We start from the raw sequence: 21211 nt of genomic DNA on the forward strand, positions 1-21211 counted from the left end.
GTGGACTCCTGTCATCAGGGGAAACCGAAAAACAAAAAGGCGGCCAATGGCCGCCTTTTTCAAGCTACGCGATTGCGCATCCCAAATTACTTGGAGATGTGAGCGATCAGGTCCAGAACTTTGCTGGAGTAGCCCATTTCGTTGTCGTACCAGGATACAACTTTAACGAATTTGTCGTTCAGCTGGATACCAGCCTTGGCGTCGAATACGGAGGTCTGACGCTCACCCAGGAAGTCGGTAGATACAACTTCGTCTTCGGTGTAGCCCAGAACGCCTTTCATAGCGCCTTCGGAAGCAGCTTTCATCGCTTCGCAGATTTCTGCGTAGGTGGCAGCTTTCTTCAGGTTAACGGTCAGGTCAACAACAGACACGTCCGGAGTCGGAACACGGAAAGCCATACCGGTCAGCAGGCCTTTCAGTTCCGGGATAACTACGCCAACAGCTTTGGCAGCACCGGTAGAGGACGGGATGATGTTCTGAGCCGCACCGCGGCCACCGCGCCAGTCTTTGGCAGACGGACCATCAACGGTCTTCTGGGTAGCAGTGGTAGCGTGAACGGTGGTCATCAGGCCAGACTCGATACCGAAGGTATCGTTCAGAACCTTGGCGATCGGTGCCAGGCAGTTGGTGGTGCAGGAAGCGTTGGAAACGATGTCCTGGCCAGCGTAGGTAGAGTCGTTAACACCCATTACGAACATCGGGGTAGCGTCTTTGGACGGGCCAGTCAGAACAACTTTCTTGGCACCAGCAGCGATGTGCTTACGAGCAGTCTCGTCGGTCAGGAACAGACCGGTAGCTTCAGCAACAACGTCAACACCGATTTCGCCCCACTTCAGGTTGGCCGGGTCACGCTCAGCGGTAACACGTACGGTTTTGCCGTTTACAACCAGGTTGCCGTCTTTAACTTCAACGGTACCGTTGAAACGACCGTGAGTTGAATCGTACTTCAGCATGTAAGCCATGTAGTCAACATCGATCAGATCGTTGATACCAACAACTTCGATGTCTGCACGCTCGCAAGCCAGACGGAATACGAAACGACCGATACGGCCAAAACCGTTAATACCTACTTTGATAGTCATATTTAGTTACCTAACTGTTCAGTAGTCAAAGAAAATTCCGCTTGTAAATTTACTAGAACTCTCCGGTGAGTCAACCAACATTCTGTCTGAAATTGCGCTATATCATGAAAAACTGTGAAATTAATTTTCTGTTTATGTAACTGATTACCACGTTTTGACGAAAAAAGTGCCAGATCGTGGCATCGCGCAGATATCCACAATAGTGCCTACTCGGTCACACAACCATTCACAGAGATATGTAAAAATGTGCGCGGTTTAGCATGGCCAAAGAGCCACTGTTCAAGTACCACCCCATAAAAATCAAACAAAATAGTATAGATAGAATCCACAGCGGGAATTCTCAAACTATGACCACCCTGATTGAACAGCTGGCTGCCGCAAAAGGTATCGCCAGCGAGTATGTCGATGCCTGGGGCCACCCGGCCCAGGTATCCGAAGAGAGCAAGGCCGCCATGCTGGGCGCCATGGGCTACCGCGTCGATGACGAGGCCGCACTGGTGCAGCAGTTGGAAGAGGAGCATCGCCAGCACTGGCTGCGGGCGCTGGATCCTGTGATGGTGGTTCGCACCGGCGACGCCGTTACCCTTGAGGTTCGCCTCCCCATCGAATTCGTCAACGACGCCCTCACCTGGCAGCTCCAGCAGGAGCAGGGTGCAGTGCTGTCCGGTCAATTCACTCCCATCGAGGGTGAGCTGGTCGGCGTGGCCGAATTTGAAGAGATGGAGTGCCAGGCCTATCGTGTCACTCTGGATATGGCCCCGGAGCTGGGTTATCACCAGCTGGTGTTGCTGGAAGAGGGCAATGACGAACCGCTGGCCGCCATGCGCCTCATCGTCGCCCCCAAGGCCTGTTACAAACAGGCGCCGATTGCCGATGGCCGCAAGGTATGGGGCCCGAGCGTGCAGCTCTACTGCCTGCGCAGCCGCCACAACTGGGGGATCGGTGATTTCAGCGATCTGGGCCAGCTGGTCGAGAAAGCCGCCGCCTGGGGTGCCCACTTCGTCGGCCTCAACCCTATCCACGCCCTCTATCCGGCCAATCCGGAGAGCGCCAGTCCCTACAGCCCCTCTTCCCGTCGCTGGCTCAACGTGGCCTATATCAATGTGGAAGCGGTGCCCGAATTCCAGCAGAGCGATCGCCTGAAAGCGGAAGTGGCAAGCCCTGCCTTTCAGCAACATCTGGCCGATCTGCGCGCCAAAGAGAACGTCGATTACACCGGCGTGATCCAGACCAAACTCGGCATGCTGCGTCAGGTGTTCGACGAAGCCAGCCTTGGCGCCGAGCGTCAGGCCGCCTTTGATGCCTTCGTGGCCGCCGGTGGCGACAGCCTGCAACAGCAGGCAGCATTTGATGCCCTGCAGGCCCACTTCTATGCCAAAGGCGAAAATGCCTGGGGCTGGCCGGTATGGCCGCAGGAGCTGCGCGATTACCACAACCCTGCCGTTGCCGCCTGGATGGCCGAGCACCCGCAAGATGTCAACTTCTACCTCTATCTGCAGTTCTTGGCCGACGAGCAGCTGGCGCAAGCCGATGCCCGTGCCAAGGCTGCCGGCATGGTGATGGGTATCTACCGGGATCTGGCGGTGGGCGTCTCCGAAGGCTCCACCGAGATCTGGGCCAACCAGGATCTCTACTGCCCGAAAGCTTCGGTCGGTGCGCCGCCCGATATCCTCGGCCCGCTAGGTCAGAACTGGGGCCTGCCCCCGATGAACCCGAACAAGCTGTTTGAAGCGGCCTATCAGCCGATGGTGGACTTGTTCCGTGCCAACATGCGCTCCTGTGGCGCACTGCGTATCGACCACGTGATGGCCTTGCTGCGCCTGTGGTGGGTACCGCCCGGAGCGTCCGCCGCCAAGGGCGCCTACATCTACTATCCGGTCAACGATCTGCTGGGCATTCTGGCCCTCGAATCCCACCGCAATCAGTGCCTGCTGATCGGCGAGGATCTGGGCACCGTGCCGGAGGGGATCGACGTGACCCTGAAAGAGAACGGCGTCCACTCCTACAAGGTGTTCTTCTTCGAGCGCTCCAAGGAAGATGGCGGCTTTATCTCCCCGGCGCACTACACCGAGCAGGCGATGTCGGCCCTGACCACCCACGACATGCCGACCCTCAAGGGCTTCTGGCATTGCGACGATTTGGCGCTCGGCCGTCAACTGGGTCTGTATCCGGATGAAGATGTATTGAAGACTCTGTATGCTGATCGTCACCAGGCCAAACAGCGGATCCTCGACAGCTTGCATGCCCACAAGGTCATCTCTGACAACATCAGTCATGACGTGAACTGGGTAGGCATGAACACCGAACTCAACCACGGTCTGCAGATCCACATGTCCCGCGGCAGTTGCGCCCTGTTCAGTACCCAGCTGGAAGATTGGCTGGAGATGGACAAGCCGGTCAACGTACCGGGCACCAGTTACGAATACCCTAACTGGCGCCGCAAGCTCTCCGCTGATCTGGAAGATATTTTTGCCAATGAGGCACTCAAGGCACTGGCTGGCAAGATGAGCCAAGCCCGTGATGAGGCCAGTCGTTGAGACGCTGTCTCCCACAGCGCTCTCACCTAAATCCACTCCGGCTTCGGCCGGAGTGGATGCTCTGTCATGAAAGGAAATCTCGATGCTCGTTGAACGTTTGGTTGCTGCCCGCTGTTCCGATCCCTTCTCTCACTTAGGCCTGCAGGCCAATCCGGATGGGCCCGGCCTCAAACTGACCGCCTGGTTGCCTGATGCCCTCGAAGTTCGCGTCAAGGATCTCAAGTCGGGCAAAGTCGTTGCCACCCTGGCGCCCACCGATGAATCGGGTCTTTTTGAAACTGTTTTCACCCGCCGCAAAAACTCCTTCCCCTATCAGCTGATCGCCAGCTACCAAGATGCCACCACCGAGGTCATCGACCCCTATCAGTTTCAGGATGCCGCTTGGGCAGGCCTGGCCGAACTGACCGCCCAGCCGGAAAACCTCTATCACACCCTTGGCGCCCAGCTGCGCACCGTGGAGCATCTTGGCCAGCAGGTGGAAGGGGTGCGTTTTGCGGTCTATGCGCCGAGCGCCACCGCCGTGAGCCTCATCGGCGATTTCAACTTCTGGGATGGCCGCCGCCACCCTATGCAGCGCAGCCTCTGCGGTCACTGGGTGCTGTTTGTGCCGGGCCTCAAGGCCGGGGATCGCTACAAGTTCGAGCTCAAGGACCCCATGGGCAACCGGCTGCCCCACAAGAGCGATCCGGTCGGCTTCTACTGCGAGCAGTATCCGTCGTTCGCCTCCGTGGTCTATGACCACGCCCAGTACCAGTGGCAGGATGCCGAGTGGATTGCCAGCCAGCACAACGACAAACGCGAGCAGCCGCTCTCCATCTATGAGCTGCACGTCGGCTCCTGGAAGCGCCACCCCAACGGCGACAGCCTGAGCTGGCGCGAGCTGGCAGTGGAGCTGGTCGCCTACGTCAAGGAGATGGAGTACACCCACATCGAGCTGCTGCCGGTCTCCGAGCACCCCTTCAGCGGCTCCTGGGGCTACCAGCCGGTGGGTATGTTCTCCCCCACCAGCCGCTACGGCACCGCTGATGATTTCAAATACTTCGTCGACCAGTGCCACCAGGCCGGCATCGGCATCATTCTGGACTGGGTACCCGCCCACTTCCCGTCCGATGCCCACGGGCTGGCCCGTTTCGACGGTACCCCGCTCTATGAATATGAAGATCCGCGTCGTGGCTGGCACCCGGACTGGAACTCCTACATCTACGACTTCGGCCGCGACACAGTGCGCCAGTTCCTGGTGGCGAGCGCCCTGTTCTGGCTCGACAAGTTCCACATCGACGGCCTGCGGGTGGATGCGGTCGCCTCCATGCTCTATCTGGACTACTCCCGCAACGCCGGTGAGTGGGTACCGAACGTCGATGGCGGCAACCACAACTACGAAGCGATCAGTCTGCTCAAGTGGACCAACGAGGAGGTCTACGGCAAGTATCCCCACGCCATGACCATCGCCGAAGAGTCCACCGCCTTTGCCGGTGTCTCCCGCCCCACCTTTCTCGGCGGCCTCGGCTTTGGCTTCAAGTGGAATATGGGCTGGATGCACGACACCCTCACCTATATGCAGAAAGAGCCGATCCACCGTCGCTACCACCACAACGACATGACCTTCTCCATGGTTTACCACTATGACGAGAACTTCATCCTGTCGCTCTCCCACGACGAGGTGGTACACGGCAAGCACTCCATGCTCTACAAGATGCCGGGCGACGAGTGGCAGCAAGCCGCCAACCTGCGCGCCTACATGGGCTTTATGTACGCCCACCCGGGCAAGAAGCTCAACTTCATGGGCACCGAAATCGCCCAGAGCAACGAGTGGAACCACGACGCCCAGCTGCCGTGGCATCTGCTGCAATATCCCAAGCATGCCGGTCAGCAGCGGCTGATCCACGATCTCAACCACCTCTACCGTCATGAGCCTGCCTTGTATCAGGCCGATTATGAGCAGACCGGCTTCCGCTGGCTGGATCACAACGATGCAGACAACAGTATCTTTGCTTGGCTGCGGGCGGACAAAGAGGGCAAGCAGGCTATTGTGGTGGCTTGCAACTTCACCCCGGTGCCCCGTATCGAATATCGGATCGGCGTCCCTGCGGCGGGCCACTATCGGGTGGTGCTCAACACCGACAGCGAGTATTACTGGGGCAGTAACTATGATGTAGGTCTGGTGTTCGCTGCCGAGCCGACCCCCTGGCAGGGGATGGCACACAGCATAGTGCTGGATCTGCCGCCGCTGGCGACCTTGTTTATCAAACAGGAGTCTTGATGCTTGTAATGGAAAAAGGGGTGGGCCACCCGCTGGGGGCCCGCCTTGACGAGAACGGTTGCCACTTCTGCGTCTGGGCCCCCCAGTCGGACAAGGTGGAGCTCTGCCTGTACGACGAGCAGGAGCAGGAGCAGGAGCTGATGCGGCTGGAGTTGCCCGGCCGCCGTGGCCAGTATCGCTTTGGCTACGTGCGCGGTGTAAAGGCCGGTCAGCGCTACGGCTATCGGGTCTATGGCACCCCGCAGGAGGGGATGCTGTTCGATCCGCAAAAACTGCTGATTGACCCCTACGCCAGGGCGCTCAGTCGTCCCACCTACTGGGATGAAGCCCTCTATCAGGGTGACAGCGCCGGTATGATTGCCAAGTCGGTGGTAGTGGATGACAGCTTTGACTGGCAAGGGGTTGGCAAACCCGGGATCAGCCCGGCCCGCACAATTATCTACGAGACCCACGTCAAGGGCTTTACCAAGCAGCACCCGGGGATCCCCAAAGCGCTGCAGGGCACCTACCTTGGCATCAGTCATCCGCTGGTTATCGAGCATATGAAGAGCCTCGGCATCACCTCGGTGCAGCTGATGCCGGTGGCCGCCTTCATGTCGGAACCGCGACTGGAGCAGCTGGGACTCACCAACTACTGGGGCTACAACCCCATCGCCTTCTTCGCCCCGGAGCCGCGTTACAGCACCAGGGCAGACGAGGCGGTGACCGAGTTCAAGACCATGGTGCGCGAGCTGCACCGGGCCGGGCTCGAGGTGATCCTGGATGTGGTCTACAACCACACTGCCGCCTCTGGCTTCGATGGCCCTACCCTCTCGTTCAAGGGCTTTGACAACGCCGGTTACTACGCCTTCGAAGCGGGCCCCCACGGCCCGGACTACACCCGTCACGCCAACGTGACCGGTTGTGGCAACAGCGTCAATCTGGATCACCCCAACACCCTGCGGCTGGTGCTCGATGCTCTGCGTTACTGGGTCACCGAGATGCAGGTGGATGGCTTCCGTTTCGATCTGGCGGTGACGCTGGCGCGGGAAGCGGGGGAGTTCGAGCCCATGGGCGCCTTCTTCAAGGCCGTGATGGCCGACCCAGTGCTGTCACAGGTCAAGCTCATCGCCGAACCCTGGGACATCGGCCCCTTCGGCTACCGGCTGGGTCAATTTCCGAGCCAGTGGCAGGAGATCAACGACCGCTACCGCGACACGGTGCGCGCCTTCTGGCGCGGTGATGCGGGCAAGATGGGGGACTTTGCCACCCGCTTGGTAGGCTCGCGGGATATTTTCCCGAAGAACTGGCGCTCCCCCCACACCAGCGTCAACTACCTCTGCTATCACGACGGTTTCACCCTGGAGGATCTGGTCTCCTACAACCAGCGCCACAATCAGGCCAATGGTGAAGACAATCGGGATGGCCACGGCAACAACCTCTCCTATAACCACGGGGTAGAGGGGCCAACCCTGGATCCGCGGGTCAACAGCCTGCGCCAGCAGCAGAAGCGCAATCTGATTGCCACCCTGCTGCTGTCGCAAGGGACACCGCACTTCCTCGCCGGCGACGAGATGGGCCGCAGCCAGCTTGGCAACAACAACGCCTACTGCCAGGACAACCAGATCAGCTGGGTCAACTGGCAGTGGCGGCCAGAAGACGAACGGCTGTTCGCCTTCACCCAGCAGATGATGGCGCTGCGGGCGGAGTCCTGCGTCTTCTCCAACCTGCAACTGAGCGACGATAGCTGGAATGGCACCCCGTCCAGCTGCCATCAGGTCAACTGGTATCACCCGGACGGCCACCAGCTCACCGATCAGGATTGGCACGCCCCCATGGGGCAGGCGTTCGCCATGGATATCGGCATGATCAACTGTGTAGGCGAGCGCTGGTACGTGCTGTTCAACGCCAGCGACTACGATATCCAGTTCCGCCTGCCACCGCCGGGGGAAGGGCTGGAGTGGATCCAGACCATCGACACCGCCACCAACGATGGGCTGCCCTTTCTGCCGGATGACATCAAACGGCAGGTGGCAGTCGGCCGGGCACACTCCCTCAAACTGCTGGAGCGGGTGGCATTGTCCAGCACGGCGGAGGATGTCCAGCCACCGCAGCAGGAAATTCTCCCTGCATCCGGTGAGGAGATGGTTGCCACCTCGATCACAGATACAGGCAAAGCATAAGAGGCATGCTGGAGTCAGCTTTACGGAGCCGTTATGCTGGGCTCCGGTATGGATGGCAAGGAGTCGGTATGAGCAGTAACAATCCGGAACAGTGGCGCAGCAAACTGACCGCCGAGCAGTTTCACGTCTGTTGGGAGAAGGGCACAGAGCGCCCCTACAGCGGCGCCCTGCTCCACAATCGCAAGAGCGGCGACTACCTCTGTGTCTGCTGCAAGAGCGTGCTGTTTCACTCAGGTGCCAAGTTTGATTCCGGCTGCGGCTGGCCCTCGTTCGACAAGGCCATCGAGGGGACGGTGGAGTACACCGAGGACAACAGCCACGGCATGAAGCGGGTGGAGATAACCTGCCGCCAGTGCGGCTCTCACCTCGGTCACGTCTTCCCCGACGGACCGACCGACACCGGCCAGCGCTACTGCGTCAACAGCCTGAGTCTGGATTTCGCACCCGAGGTCTGAACGGCTTACCCATTGCAATAAAAACGGCGCCTCCGTTATGGAGGCGCCGTTTTTTATCGGGATTTCACCGCATTCACGCCAGCAGGATGGCGGCCATCACCAACAGGGCCGCGATGGCCGGCACCGGCAACTTCAACACCCGCAGCAGATAAAAGCCGATGGCCGCCAGCGCCAGATCGGTCGGCGCCAGCACCGAGCTCTGCCACACCGGCTGATAGAGGGCCGCCAGCAGCAATCCCACTACGGCAGCATTGATGCCGGTGACAGCCCCCGCCAGACGGGGCCGGGCCAGCCACTGTTGCCAGCAGGGGCCCACCGCCCAGAGCAGCAGAAAGCCGGGTGCAAAGAGCGCCAGGGTCGCCAACAGGGCCCCAATCATCGGCATCTCGGGCTGCAACTGGGCGCCAAGATAGGTGGCAAGGGTAAACATGGGGCCCGGCACCAACTGGGCCAGGCTGTAACCGGTCAGAAACTGCTGCTCGTTGAGAGTGTGGCCCACGCTCTCTTGCAGCAGCGGCAGCACCACATGGCCACCACCAAACACCAGACTACCGGCGCGATAGAAGTCAGCAACCAGTTGACCAAGTGGACTACCGAGCAGCGGCAGACCGATAAAAAGGATGCCAAACAGCAGCAGGGTCGGCCAATGAGGCTGACTGTTGACGGCAGAAGGCAGCTCAGCGGAGGCTGGCACACTACCCGCCCCGCGCTGGCTGCGGGCGCAGATCAGCGCCGCTCCCACCAGCATCAACAGTTGAGTCAGCAGACCGGGCTGCCACCAGAGTGCGGCAGCGGTCACCACCATGATCCCTTGGGTCATTCCCGTGGCACAGAACTGACGACTCATGGTGAGCACCGCATCGGCCACCACGATGAGCGCCAGCAGCTTGAGGCCATGCAGCGCCGCATCGAGCCACAAATTGCTGCCCAGCTGGCCGATGCCGATCGCGGCCGCCAGTAGCAGAAGAAATGAGGGCAGCGTGAAGCCAAGAAAAGCTGAGAGCGCCCCGCCCAGACCGACGCGATGACGACCGATGGCGAAACCAAGCTGGCTGGAGGCGGGCCCCGGCAGCAGTTGGCACAGCGCCAGCAAGCGGGCAAATTCGGCCTGTGTCAGCCAGCCGAGCCGCTGGACGAAGGTGCGCTGGAAATAGCCGATATGAGCGGCCGGACCACCAAAGCTGATGCATCCCAGCCATAAAAACTGAATAAATACCTGTCCCACGCTCTTCTCCCTCATCCCTCTTCTCCCGATGGAGAGGAGATATTATGACAGCGCGATGATCGTTTTATGACAATCAGACTGATTCGGCCGACACCATTGGCACATAACCCGGCAAGTAGCAGCGTCCCGCCAGCCAGCAGGCGATGGACTGACGGCTGGCGTCGAAATGGGGCTCAGGCAGCGCGCGCGGATCGCACCAGACCCAGCCTTCGCACTTCTCCGGCTCCAGCAGCTGCGGCTCGCCATCGGCCTTGGCATGCAGCGTCACCGAGATATAGTGCAGCCCGCTCTCGCGCCAGGTCTCCAGATTGTTGGTCACCGCCACCACCTCGGGCCCGTGGATCTCAAGTCCGGTCTCCTCGGCCACCTCGCGGATCGCCGCCGACTCGAAGCTCTCCCCCAACTCCAGATGACCACCCGGGATCGACCAGTAGGGGGCATGGCTCCCTTTGCGTTTGCCAAGCAGCACCTGGCCTTGGGCGTTGGTCAGGATGACGCCGACCCCGACGCGGGGATAGAGAGTGGACATGAAAACGCTCCTTCAATCAGGCAATAAAACGGCCTCACCATAGGCCCAAGGAGGGCACAGGGCAAGCCCCGGCTGCACGGCACCTGCGGCCGTCAGTGGTCCCCCCCCTTGCCCCTTAACCGGTTATCACTGATGCTGGGGAGTGAAGCCCGGATGGAGAGGTCATCCCAATCCTCTCAGTCCCCCATTACCCCGAGGAGTCCGCCATGAAAAAATTGCTCCCCCTGTGCGCCCTGCTGCTCACGGCTTGCCAAACCACGCCGCCCCCCAACTCGCTCGCCATCGATGATGCTGACGCCTGGCAGGCCATTTGCAAAGATGGCACCCGGGTTCGCGCCGTGGTGGCAGAGGGGATCTGTGGGGATCATCGCGGGGTAGCCATGTGGACGAATAAGCCAAGAGCTGAACGGATGGCAGAAGAAGCCGCCAAATAGTGTGATCCAGGCACCATAAAATGACACTGCCGGCCAATTGGCCGGATTTTTTCGCGATCTCGCCAGCACTTTGCCACCTTGTTCATGGTGCGCTCAGTTTTCTGTTCCCATACTGGCCCTACAGTTCCAAAAGAGGAGAGACAAGATGCAAACATCCATCGTCGGGCTCTCCATTCTGTGGGGGCTAGCCAGTTTTGGTGTTCAGGGGGATTTCATCGAGAGCCGTGATTCCGTTGCGCCATCCTGGCAAGCCGAGTCCAGAGTGGAGATGGAAGGTTATCTGATTGAATCGCTTGGCGAAGATCGCTGGCTGTTCGACAACGGCAGCGAGAGCCTGCTGGTATCCCTGCCCGAGGGGCAGTGGGTGCCGACCGGCGAGCGGCTGCGGGTCAGCGGCGAACCGCAGCAGGAGCAGAGCGGCTGGCTGCTGCAGGTGGAAGACATCAGCCAGGTCAGCGTCTGACAGCGGCAGTCGCCCCGTCACCGCGACAGCTAATCCAGACCCGATAACCACTACCGAATAACCAAGAGCGAATAGCAAAAGAGGAGGCCACTGGCCTCCTCTTTCTGTTTATATGAGCGGTTTGCGCGGGCTCACCCCAGATGGTTGAGCGGCAGCGCCGTCTTGTGCTTGATGCGGCGCAGCACGAAGCTGGAGCGCACTCCGGTCACCCCCGGAATATGGGTCAGCTTGTCCAGCAGGAAGTGCTGGTAGTGCTCCATGTCGCGCACCACCACCTTGAGCTGGTAGTCGGCATCGTTGCCGGTGATGAGGTCACACTCCAGCACTTCGGGCAGCTCGCTGATGGCACGGTCGAAGTTTTCGAACCGCTCGGGCGTATGTCTGTCCATGGAAATGTGAATGTAGGCGGTGAGGGTGAGGCCAAGCTGGCGGGCGTTGAGCAGAGTAACGTGGGTGTCGATGAGACCGGCATCCTCCAGCGCCTTGACCCGGCGGGAGCAGGGGGACGGGGAGAGCCCGACCAGCTCGGCCAGTTCCAGATTGCTGATGCGGCCATTCTCCTGCATCAGCTCGAGAATATGTCTGTCTATGCGATCAAGTTTCAGCATTTACCCTTCCTCGTTGCAATGACTAATCCACTTTTCCTAGATTAAGGGTGAACTATTGCAAAAACAACCGAAATAAGTGGTTACTTTGCAACCACTCACCGGCACGGGAGGGATACTATGGTTACATCTTCCGGTGGCAAAGCAGATACCTGACCGGGTCTCTGCGGTGAAGGACCTTACCGGGTCAAGAGCCCCATCAGCCGTCTTACCTTATCGGGAAACGACGGGCTGGAACGAGAGAACCCCCTCCCCGAAGGCAACAAAGCAGGCATCCCGGCGCCTGCTTTGTTGTTTTTGGGCGTTTGACGAAATCAGAGCACGGGCGGCGTGATGCGATAGAGACAGCGATGCGCCCCCTCCAGCAGATATTGCTCCCGCTCCACCGTCGCCGGCGCCAGCAGCTGGCGAAACAGCGCCAGCTCGCTGCGACAAAAACCGCGGCAGGTACGCGCTGCCGCACAGATGGGACAGTGGCTCTCCCACAGCAGCCAGCTGCCATCCTCTTCGCGGCGGATCTCCGCCATGTAGCCCTCGCGGCTGCGCAGCTCCTTGAGCGCCGCCAACCGGCCAGAGAGGCCATGGGACCCCAGCGCCTCCTGATAGCGGGCAAGCATCTGCAGCTCCCGCTGCAGGATCAGCCGTTCCATCCCCTCCTCGCCAAACAGCTCGCGCACGTTGTCGATCAGCTGCACGGTCAGGTCGCTATGGCTATCGGGGAAGCGCTGCCAGGCCTGCTCGGTGAGCTGCCACAGACGCACGGGACGACCGCGCCCGCGCGCCTCGTCGCTGAATGTGACCCACCCCTCCTGCTCCAGTGCGAGCAGGTGCTGGCGGGCGCCCATGGAGGTCATCTGCAACTGCTCCCCCAGCGCGGCGGCGCTCTGCGGGCCATGGCTCTTGAGCAGAAACAGGATCTTGTCGGTGCTTGCGTTCATGATCTCATTATGGGGAGCGCCCTTTATTAAATCAACAATTCACTTTACTTAATCCCGTCTATGAATCAGCATAAATAAACCAATAACTTTACTTAATGGGTGCGACATGGAGAAACACGGGCACAAAAATCCCCTCTGGGTGCTGGTCATGACGGTCACGCTGGCAGTTGCAGGCTTCAGTCTCCCCTCCCCGGTATTGGCACCCTTGCTGCTGGATCCGGCCCACGGCATGCTGACGCCGGATGCCTCCGACTGGAGCCGCAAGGTGTGGCTGGGGGTCATTATGGGGCTCTACCCGCTGTTCCAGCTGGTGGGCAGTCCCTGGCTCGGTCGCCTCTCCGACCGCTATGGCCGCAAGCCACTGCTGTTGCTCTCGCTGGCGGGGGTTCTGGCAGGCTATGCCCTGATGGCACTCGGTATCGCCTGGCGCTCCCTCCCCCTGCTGCTGCTCAGCCGGATTGTGGAGGGGCTATGCAACGGCAACATCGCCATCGTGCAGGCGATGGCGGCGGATCTCGCCGGCAAGGAGCACAAGGCGCGCAGCTTCGCCTGGATCAATATCGGCATGAATCTGGGCTGGGTAGTGGGGCCGATGATCGGGGGCTACGCCGCGGTGATCTCGGGGGATTACAGTCTGGCCGCTTGGCTGGCGGTAGGAATGACCCTGCTCAACCTGCTGCTGGTCTACTGGCTGATCCCCTATCGTCCGCCGGTGGCGGCCACCCGTCAGACAGCGACCCTCTCCAGCCGCCAGCTGTTGTTGCAACCGGCCCTGCTGCCCTACTTCGCGCTCACCCTGATCAGCTATGGCGCCGTGCAGCTCTATTTCACCTACTTCAATATCTGGCTGGTGGAGCGGCTGTCCTGGGATCCGGCCCAGCTGGCGCAAGCGGCGGTGCTGGTGAGTTTGCCTATGATGGCGGGCTCCTGGCTCGGCTCCCGCATCGCCCGTCACTGGCGCGGCAGCTCCCTCGGCATCGTCGGCCATCTGGTGATGGCGAGCGGCATGCTGCTCTTTATCCTGCCCGTGCACTGGTGGGGGCTGGCACTCACCTTCGTTCCCGCTGGCATCGGCATGAGTCTGGGGGAGCTGGCCACCTCGGTGGCGATCTCCAACCGCAGTCACCCGGAGCAGCAGGGGCAGGCAATGGGGCTCTACCGCGCCCTCGCCGTGGGCAGCGAGATCCTGGCGGTGCTGCTCGGCAGTCTGGTGCTGCTGGCCGGTACCGAGTGGCCCTTCTATCTCGCCACCCTCTGCTCCCTTGCCAGTGCCGCCGGTTTCTATCTGCTGCGTCGCCGTGCCGACCGTCGTCAACAGCTGGCAAGCTGCACCTGAGCCACGAAGGGATCACAGTTCGACGCTTCGGCCGCGGGCAAGACTTGCATCGGGGCGCCGGGTCTGGGACGGTAAGGCTCTTTACGGATTTGTTCGATGCTGGAGGAGCTATGAGTGAGTACAAGGCCATCGCGCTCGATATGGATGGCACCCTGCTGACCCGGGATCACAAGATCTCGTCGGCCACCCGGGCAGCCCTGGCGCAGGCCCGCGCCCACGGCATCAAGGTACTGCTGGTCACGGGGCGCCACTACATGACGGCGCGTCCCTTCCACCACGAGCTGGCCCTCGATACCCCCCTCATCTGCAGCAACGGCGCCTATCTCTATGAACCGGTGCAGAACCGGATCCTCAGCGGCGACCCGCTGGCGGCCGCCCCGCTTACCGAGCTGCTGGCCGCGGTCGAGGCGCAGCAGATGGGGGCCCTGTTCCACCTGAGCGAGGGCATTGGCTACATCGGCTGTGAAGATCATGTCACCCGCATCCGCCACTGGTCGGCCAATCAGCCGGACCACCTCAAGATCGCCCTCCACCCGGTCGAGGAGCTGGCAGGCTGGCTCGATAACCCGGTCTGGAAGCTGGAGCTGTTCAATCAGGATCCGGCACGCCTGCACACCTTTATGGGCGAGGTGGTCGAGCAGATGCCCTTTACCCGCGACTGGGCGGCCCCCTATGCGGTGGAGCTGGTGCAGCCCGGTTGCAGCAAGGGCAACCGGCTTGCCCAGTGGGCAGCCAGCGAAGGGATTGCGATGGAGCAGGTGGTGGCGTTTGGGGACAACAACAACGACATCAGCATGTTCGAGCAAGTTGGGCTGGCGGTGGCCATGGGCAATGCGGCCCCGCAGATCCAGAGCCATGCCCATCGGGTCACGGCCGACCACAACGAAGATGGTATCGCACTGGCGTTGCAGCGCTGGGTACTGCCCTGATCTGACAGGGTGCAACATGGCCAGCACGCGGGCTGGCCATGAAGAGAGGGATTAACCGCCGAAGGAGAACTGGATCACCCGATCCGGATAACGCAGACGGTTGTACTCCCGGCGCAGGGATTCGTAGTGGCGAATGGCCCGATCGCGCTTGGCGCGGTAGTAGTCGCGCTGTTCCGTGTTGGTTTCGTTGCGGATGCTGCGCTCCAGCGTATCGATATCCCGCTCGGTACGCTCCAGCTCGTCGCTGATCTCCCGCAGGCGAGCAGCCAGTTTGTACTCTTCGTAGCCACGCTGATACTGCTTGAGGAAGCTGGCGTCATTGGGGCATACCCCCAGATAAGCCTGCCCCTCCTTGCCCTTGCTGTAAGCCAGCTCGGGAATGCAGTAGAGCTCCAACCCCTTGTCGTAGCCCCGTTTCCACTCGGCTTCATCCACTTTGAGGCCATATTCACTGCAAGAAGAAACGTAGTCGCGGGTCGCCTGACGGGTTTTGCCTTCCGATCCATCCTGATAACCCAGGTTGTACCAACTCATGGTGCGGCACTCATCTTCTGACAGGGCACTGCATCCCGCCAGCAATACCGGCAGGGTCAGCAACAGGATTTTGGGGGACATGAACAGACTCCGGAAAAGATAGTGAGCGGCATTCTAGAGAGGATAAAAGGCCATAACAAGGGATCCGCTCCCGTGCGGTCTGGTGCGGTTTATTTGATGTTTTTGTCACTATTCAACGCCGTGCCAGACGGGGTGGCCAACCCGCTTTCCTTGTTATCAGGTGCAAGGTAAACTGCGCCATCTTTTAACTGGCGCGCAACAAAAACAATGAAAGTCCTGACCGTCGATTACCGCTCACCCGATGCGGCCCAACGCTTCACCGAATCCCTGCGAACCACCGGCTTTGGCGTGTTGACCAACCACCCCATTCCGAAAGAGCTGGTGCAGTCCATCTACGACAACTGGTATCGCTTCTTCATGAGCGAGCAGAAGCAGGATTTCCTGTTCAACCGCGAGACTCAAGATGGCTACTTCCCGCCCTCGGTCTCCGAGGTGGCCAAGGGCCATAGCCAGAAAGACATCAAGGAGTACTTCCACATCTACCCCTGGGGCCAGATGCCACAAGAGCTGAAAGAGCAGGCGATGGAGTACTATCGTCTGGCCAACGGTCTGGCCGCCGAGCTGCTGGGCTGGGTGGAGCAGTATACCCCGGCCGATATCGCCGCCAACTACAGCTGCCCCCTCTCCTCGATGATCGAAGAGAGCCAGAAGACCCTGCTGCGGGTGCTGCACTATCCGCCGTTCGATGGTACCGAGGAGCCGGGCGCCATCCGCGCCGCCGCCCACGAGGATATCAACCTGCTCACCATTCTGCCCGCCGCCAACGAACCGGGGCTTCAGGTGAAGGGTTCCGACGGCGAGTGGATGGACGTGCCGTGCGACTTTGGCACCCTCATCATCAATATCGGCGACATGCTGCAGGAGGCCTCTCGCGGCTACTATCCCTCCACCACTCACAGGGTCATCAACCCGACCGGTGGCAGCGCCGCCAAGTCGCGTATCTCCCTGCCGCTGTTCCTCCATCCGCGCCCGGATGTAGTGCTCTCCGAGCGTCATACCGCCCACAGCTACCTGATGGAGCGGCTGCGGGAGCTGGGAGTGATCTAGTCCGCCGACGAGCAATTGTCAGAGACCAAACCGGAGCAATCTCGCTCCGGTTTTTATATGGTGGCAGGATTGGGCTAAAAACAGAATTAAATTAGCCAATCATGCCAATAAATCGCATTTACACCTGATAACCGTCGTAGTGATTGCGCCGTGACCTCCGTAACATGAGCGCCATTCTGCCCTGCCAAGGGGCGCTCGATTGGAGTTCTTATGAAGCAGTCCCAATGGTCATCCCGACTCGGCTACATCCTCGCCGCAGCGGGTTCTGCGGTCGGTATCGGCGCAATCTGGAAATTCCCCTATGTCACCGCCGTCAACGGCGGTGGCGCCTTCCTGCTGGTCTTTCTGCTGTTCAGCTTCACCCTGGGGGTTGCGGTACTGATGGGGGAAACCCTGCTCGGCAGCATGAGTCGCCGCGGGGTAGTCGGTGCCTTCTCCGATCTGCTCGGCAAACAGTGGCGCTGGGTTGGGGTAATGGGGGTGATCTCTACCCTGCTCATCTACTGCTTCTACAGCGTGGTGGGCGGCTGGACCTTGGGTTATACCGGCATGGCCATCTCAGGCCAGCTCAACCATGGCGATGCGGCAGCCCTCACCGCCCGCTTCAATGACTATGTCAGCGGCGACGTCTGGCCAATCCTCACTCACCTGCTGTTTGCCGCCCTCACCTGGATGGTGGTACAAGGCGGGATCCAGAAAGGGGTGGAACGTACCCTGCGCTGGATGATGCCGGCCCTGTTCCTGATGATCCTGATGCTGGTCGCCTTTGGCCTCACCCTGCCTAATGCGATGGCGGGAGTACGTCACTTCCTGATGCCCGACTTCAGTAAGCTGGGGATGTCCGGCGTGCTCGATGCCATGGGGCTGGCCTTCTTCTCCCTCTCCATCGGTCTTGGCATCCACACCACCTACGGCGCCTATCTGCCGACCAGCGAAGGGGTTGGTCGCTCCAGCCTCTGGGTGGTGCTGCTGGCCAGCATGGTGGCAGTGCTGGCGGGTTTGATGATCTTCCCGGTGCTGGCCTCGACCGGTATCGACCCGGCCTCTGGCCCCGGTCTCACCTTTATGACCATGCCGGCGGTATTTCAGCTGCTGCCCTTCGGTCAGGTGCTTGAGGTGATCTTCTTCGCCCTGCTGGTCTTTGCGGCGCTCTCCTCGGCCATCTCCCTGCTGGAGCATTTGCAGTGCTTCCTGTGCGAGACCTGGGGCTGGTCACGCCGCACGGCCTGCAGCGCCATCACTGGATTCGTCATGGTTAGCGGTGTTCCGGTCAGCCTGTCGTTTGGCCCGCTGCAACACGCAACCCTGTTTGGCAAAACCATCTTCGAGCTGCTGGACTTTGTCACCTCCAACCTGATGATGCCGCTGTTTGGCCTGATGCTGACGCTGCTGCTGGGCTGGAAGCTGGGGCGCAAGGCGCTGCCGCAGGGGATTGCCAGCCACTGGCATCACCTGCTGATGAACTGCTGGCGCTGGATTGCCCCCTTGCTGATCGGCGGGATCTTGATTCGCGGTCTGGTGTGACGGTTACTCTTCGCGGGCGGGCTCATCGGCCCGCCCCTGGGCGGCTCTGACGGCCTCCAGGGCATGCTGCCAGCGGGTGATCTCGGCATCATCCGTCCCCTTGGAGAAGACGATATAGAGACCGGCCTGATGAAGCAGTACACCACTGCTGACGATGCTGCGCCGGGATAACCCCATCTTGTCGAGGGTGGCCTCCATCACCAGCTCCGCCATCGGCAAGGCATCGATCTTGCCCAACATCAGCCGCTCTATCGCCTCCCCGACCGTCTTGTAGCGCACCAGATTGGTGTAGCCCTCATGGGTCAGCCGCACATCATCGGCATTGCCCAGCACGACCCCCACTCTGGGCAGATCCCGCAGCTGCGCCAGCGAGGTCAGCGGGTGGCGACTATCCGGTGCCTGATAGATAAAGACCCGATTGATAAAGAGCGGGCCAACCCATTTGAAATGGGACTCCCGCTCCGGGAGCCGCTGTACCACGAACAGTCCATAGCCGGGCTCGACCCGTGCCAGCGCCAGCGCCCGCTTGAGCGGGTAAATCCGCACCGGATAGCGGGTGCCAAGCTCCTCCTGCACCTCATCGATCAGGCGAATGGCAAATCCGTCGAGCTTGCCGTCGCGGTATTCGGTAAAGGGAGGTAAGTCGTGACTCAGCAGGGTTAATCCGGGCTGCGCCGACACACTCAGGCTGATCAGCAACCAGGGCAGCACCATCCATCTCATACGACATCCTGTCTCATCGTTGTTCCCGTCCGCGCCATGTAGCGGTCACTAGTTCCAGAAGAAGCTACGTCGATTATCGCCCAGTAAATAGCCACAAGGTAGAAAAGATACGGCCCGGCGAGGTTCTCCCCCATTGAGTTGTACGTACAGTCAGAGTGATGACAGCGGCACACAAAAAAAATTTTGATTTTATGTGTCAATTATTCTTTCCATGGTTTAGGCTGTTTCCTCATTCATTGGTCAGGTTGTCACCTCATGTCTGCCATCCTCGTGCTGTTTGGTCGATTTTTTAGCTCGCAAGAGAGGTGACCTTGCACGCACAGTTTTTCTGAATGTTCATTGCAAAGGTCGCCTCAGGCGGCCTTTTTTATGGTCTGTCGTTTATTGCTACTCAGGAGTATTGCTTCGATGTCGTGTTACCCGGAGGTTGTATGAGCCAGGTTCAGTGGTCTTCCCGTCTCGGTCATGTGCTGGCCGCAGCAGGCACAGCGATTGGCCTTGGTGCCATCTGGAAGTTTCCCTATGTGACCGCCACCAATGGCGGTGGCGCCTTCCTGCTGGTTTTTCTGCTGTTCAGCTTTACCCTGGGGGTAGCGGTACAGGTCGGCGAAACTCTGCTCGGCAGCCATAGTCAGCGCGGGGTGCTCGGCGCTTTTCGCAAACTGGTGGGGCCGAACTGGCGCTGGATGGGGTATATGGGGATCGCCTGCGGCTTCTTTATCTACAGCTTCTACAGCGTGGTGGGCGGCTGGACCGTGGGTTACGCCGCGCTGGCGATGGCTGGCAAGCTCAATCTGAGCGAAGGAAGCGCCCTCACCGCCCTGTTCAACGGCTATGTCAGCAACCCCTGGTGGCCGGTGCTGACCCATCTGATCTTCGCAGGCCTGACCTGGTGGTTCGTGCAGGGGGGTATTCAGAAAGGGGTGGAGCGGGCACTGCGCTGGATGATGCCCGCGCTCTTCATCATGATGTTGTTGCTGGTGGGGGTCGGTCTCTCCATGCCGGGCTCCATGGCGGGTGTACGCCAGCTGCTGCTGCCGGACTTCTCCATGCTGACCGGCCAGAGCGTGCTGGACGCGCTGGGACTGGCCTTCTTCTCCCTCTCCATCGGGCTAGGGGTACACACGACCTATGGCGCCTACCTGCCCAATAGCGAAGGGGTACTGCGCTCCGGGGTCTGGGTGGTCACACTGGCAAGCCTTATCTCGGTGCTGGCGGGCTTGATGATCTTCCCGGCGCTAGCCTCCACCGGTATCGACCCTACCGCAGGCCCAGGACTCACCTTTATGACCATGCCAGCCGTGTTCAGCCATCTGCCGTTCGGTCAGGGGCTCGGAGTTGTCTTCTTCCTGTTGCTGCTGGTGGCGGCGCTCTCCTCCTCCATCTCCATGCTGGAGCATCTGGTGCGCTTTACCACCGAGGAGTGGGGCTGGTCGCGCCGTGGCGCCTGCCGGGTACTGACCCTGCTTATCATGGCATCCGGCATTCCGGTGAGCCTGTCGTTCGGCCCATGGAGCGATCTGACCCTGTTTGGCAAGACCATCTTCGAGCTGCTCGACTACCTCACCTCCAACCTGATGATGCCGCTGTTTGGTCTGGTACTGACCCTGCTGCTGGGCTGGCGATTGGGTGATGCCATATTGCCTGCGGGCCTGTCACCCGCCCTGCGTCTGGCGCTGCTCTGGTGCTGGCGCGTGGTGGCGCCGCTGCTGATCAGCGGGATCCTGATCCGCGGGATCATGTAGCACCTTGCGCATCTTTGCGGGCAGGCCTTGGCCTGCCCTTTTTATTGCTGGCGTTTACTTTATTACAGGCGTTCATATGAGCAGCATCACGATGGACAGGAGTGCAGTCGGGCAATCTCGGCAGAGCAGAGTAGAGGATGTGCGAAATGGCAGAGTGGCAGAGTGGCAGAGTGGCAGAGTGGCAGAGTGGCACTATAAGAGGTGGAGCTTGGCTCGCCACACCGGCAACAGAAGAAGTTGAAGTACTGAATTGCGGGCAAAAAAAATCCCCATCTTAGTGGGGACTTTCTCTGCAAACGCAGCTGATATCTCAGCTTCGCTTGCGAATATGGTGGTCGTTACTGGGATCGAACCAGTGACCCCCTCCTTGTAAGGGAGGTGCTCTCCCAGCTGAGCTAAACGACCTGGGATTCTGAAATGATGGTGGGTCGTGCTGGATTCGAACCAGCGACCAATTGATTAAAAGTCAACTGCTCTACCGACTGAGCTAACGACCCATCTAAATCATTTTTTCTACAAACTGGTGGTCGTTACTGGGATCGAACCAGTGACCCCCTCCTTGTAAGGGAGGTGCTCTCCCAGCTGAGCTAAACGACCTGGGA

General features: G+C 60.2%; 18 protein-coding genes and 3 tRNA genes. 11 read left to right on the top strand and 10 right to left on the bottom strand.

From position 1 onward, the window contains the following. Window positions 1-86 precede the first annotated feature (86 nt). Window positions 87-1082, bottom strand: a complete 996-nt coding sequence (gap, locus tag AB5Z05_RS08335; RefSeq protein WP_005335708.1) for a type I glyceraldehyde-3-phosphate dehydrogenase — start codon at window positions 1080-1082, stop codon at window positions 87-89. A 347-nt stretch (window positions 1083-1429) separates the two neighbouring features. Between gap and malQ the strand changes: the two genes are divergently transcribed. The 4 genes from malQ to msrB all read left to right on the top strand — a co-directional run bounded on the left by malQ (window position 1430) and on the right by msrB (window position 8496). Then, on the top strand, window positions 1430-3619 hold the full coding sequence (gene malQ / locus AB5Z05_RS08340; RefSeq protein ID WP_201958296.1) for a 4-alpha-glucanotransferase: 2190 nt from the start codon (window positions 1430-1432) through the stop codon (window positions 3617-3619). 82 nt (window positions 3620-3701) lie between these two features. After that, window positions 3702-5879, top strand: coding sequence for a 1,4-alpha-glucan branching protein GlgB (gene glgB, locus AB5Z05_RS08345; RefSeq protein ID WP_139478271.1), 2178 nt, complete (start codon window positions 3702-3704; stop codon window positions 5877-5879). Next, window positions 5879-8041, top strand: coding sequence for a glycogen debranching protein GlgX (gene glgX, locus AB5Z05_RS08350; protein ID WP_368151019.1), 2163 nt, complete (start codon window positions 5879-5881; stop codon window positions 8039-8041). The genes glgB and glgX overlap by 1 nt, the downstream gene beginning before the upstream one ends. Before the next feature lie 68 nt (window positions 8042-8109). After that, on the top strand, window positions 8110-8496 hold the full coding sequence (msrB, locus tag AB5Z05_RS08355) for a peptide-methionine (R)-S-oxide reductase MsrB (RefSeq protein WP_368151021.1): 387 nt from the start codon (window positions 8110-8112) through the stop codon (window positions 8494-8496). Between the two features lie 73 nt (window positions 8497-8569). Here msrB and chrA read toward each other — a convergent pair whose 3' ends face one another. Together chrA and AB5Z05_RS08365 are read right to left on the bottom strand one after the other, a co-directional pair. Continuing rightward, complete coding sequence (chrA, locus tag AB5Z05_RS08360) at window positions 8570-9736, bottom strand: chromate efflux transporter (RefSeq protein ID WP_368151022.1); 1167 nt, start codon at window positions 9734-9736, stop codon at window positions 8570-8572. A gap of 58 nt (window positions 9737-9794) precedes the next feature. Continuing rightward, entirely contained in the window at window positions 9795-10250 is a 456-nt protein-coding gene (locus AB5Z05_RS08365; RefSeq protein WP_257701008.1) for an NUDIX hydrolase, read from the bottom strand. A gap of 206 nt (window positions 10251-10456) precedes the next feature. On the opposite strand from AB5Z05_RS08365, the gene AB5Z05_RS08370 reads away from it, so the two are divergent. Both AB5Z05_RS08370 and AB5Z05_RS08375 read left to right on the top strand, forming a co-directional pair. Beyond that, complete coding sequence (locus AB5Z05_RS08370; protein ID WP_005335715.1) at window positions 10457-10684, top strand: hypothetical protein; 228 nt, start codon at window positions 10457-10459, stop codon at window positions 10682-10684. A 145-nt stretch (window positions 10685-10829) separates the two neighbouring features. Further along, window positions 10830-11147 (top strand): hypothetical protein, encoded by a 318-nt coding sequence (locus AB5Z05_RS08375; RefSeq protein WP_005343224.1) that lies wholly within the window; start codon window positions 10830-10832, stop codon window positions 11145-11147. Window positions 11148-11278: 131 nt separating this feature from the next. On the opposite strand, the gene AB5Z05_RS08380 is transcribed toward AB5Z05_RS08375, so the two are convergent. After that, entirely contained in the window at window positions 11279-11755 is a 477-nt protein-coding gene (locus AB5Z05_RS08380; RefSeq protein WP_005304871.1) for an Lrp/AsnC family transcriptional regulator, read from the bottom strand. Between the two features lie 311 nt (window positions 11756-12066). Continuing rightward, window positions 12067-12690 (bottom strand): metalloregulator ArsR/SmtB family transcription factor, encoded by a 624-nt coding sequence (locus tag AB5Z05_RS08385; RefSeq protein ID WP_103250914.1) that lies wholly within the window; start codon window positions 12688-12690, stop codon window positions 12067-12069. A 106-nt stretch (window positions 12691-12796) separates the two neighbouring features. Here AB5Z05_RS08385 and AB5Z05_RS08390 point away from each other — a divergent pair, with 106 nt between their 5' ends. Beyond that, complete coding sequence (locus AB5Z05_RS08390) at window positions 12797-14026, top strand: MFS transporter (protein ID WP_368151024.1); 1230 nt, start codon at window positions 12797-12799, stop codon at window positions 14024-14026. A 110-nt stretch (window positions 14027-14136) separates the two neighbouring features. Then, window positions 14137-14955: a Cof-type HAD-IIB family hydrolase gene (locus tag AB5Z05_RS08395; protein WP_368151025.1), complete on the top strand. Its 819-nt coding sequence runs from the start codon at window positions 14137-14139 to the stop codon at window positions 14953-14955. 51 nt (window positions 14956-15006) lie between these two features. On the opposite strand, the gene AB5Z05_RS08400 is transcribed toward AB5Z05_RS08395, so the two are convergent. After that, complete coding sequence (locus tag AB5Z05_RS08400) at window positions 15007-15570, bottom strand: DUF2799 domain-containing protein (RefSeq protein ID WP_005362971.1); 564 nt, start codon at window positions 15568-15570, stop codon at window positions 15007-15009. Window positions 15571-15777: 207 nt separating this feature from the next. On the opposite strand from AB5Z05_RS08400, the gene AB5Z05_RS08405 reads away from it, so the two are divergent. Both AB5Z05_RS08405 and AB5Z05_RS08410 read left to right on the top strand, forming a co-directional pair. Then, on the top strand, window positions 15778-16617 hold the full coding sequence (locus AB5Z05_RS08405) for a 2OG-Fe(II) oxygenase family protein (RefSeq protein ID WP_338772532.1): 840 nt from the start codon (window positions 15778-15780) through the stop codon (window positions 16615-16617). 210 nt (window positions 16618-16827) lie between these two features. Further along, window positions 16828-18141: a sodium-dependent transporter gene (locus tag AB5Z05_RS08410; protein ID WP_005335722.1), complete on the top strand. Its 1314-nt coding sequence runs from the start codon at window positions 16828-16830 to the stop codon at window positions 18139-18141. 3 nt (window positions 18142-18144) lie between these two features. Here AB5Z05_RS08410 and AB5Z05_RS08415 read toward each other — a convergent pair whose 3' ends face one another. Then, a complete protein-coding gene (locus AB5Z05_RS08415) occupies window positions 18145-18864 on the bottom strand; it encodes an ABC transporter substrate-binding protein (RefSeq protein WP_267518651.1) in 720 nt (239 codons plus the stop codon). 431 nt (window positions 18865-19295) lie between these two features. Between AB5Z05_RS08415 and AB5Z05_RS08420 the strand changes: the two genes are divergently transcribed. Further along, entirely contained in the window at window positions 19296-20609 is a 1314-nt protein-coding gene (locus AB5Z05_RS08420; protein ID WP_058056587.1) for a sodium-dependent transporter, read from the top strand. Between the two features lie 329 nt (window positions 20610-20938). Here the strand turns inward: AB5Z05_RS08420 and AB5Z05_RS08425 are convergent. The 3 genes from AB5Z05_RS08425 to AB5Z05_RS08435 all read right to left on the bottom strand — a co-directional run bounded on the left by AB5Z05_RS08425 (window position 20939) and on the right by AB5Z05_RS08435 (window position 21206). After that, window positions 20939-21014 (bottom strand) — tRNA-Val (locus tag AB5Z05_RS08425). Between the two features lie 16 nt (window positions 21015-21030). Then, a tRNA-Lys gene (locus AB5Z05_RS08430) sits at window positions 21031-21106 on the bottom strand. A gap of 24 nt (window positions 21107-21130) precedes the next feature. Then, window positions 21131-21206: transfer RNA gene (locus AB5Z05_RS08435), tRNA-Val, on the bottom strand. Between the last annotated feature and the right edge of the window lie 5 nt (window positions 21207-21211).

The sequence above is a fragment of the Aeromonas sp. R2-4 genome, assembly GCF_040908365.1.
In the GTDB taxonomy this organism is placed as follows: Bacteria; Pseudomonadota; Gammaproteobacteria; order Enterobacterales; family Aeromonadaceae; genus Aeromonas; species Aeromonas veronii.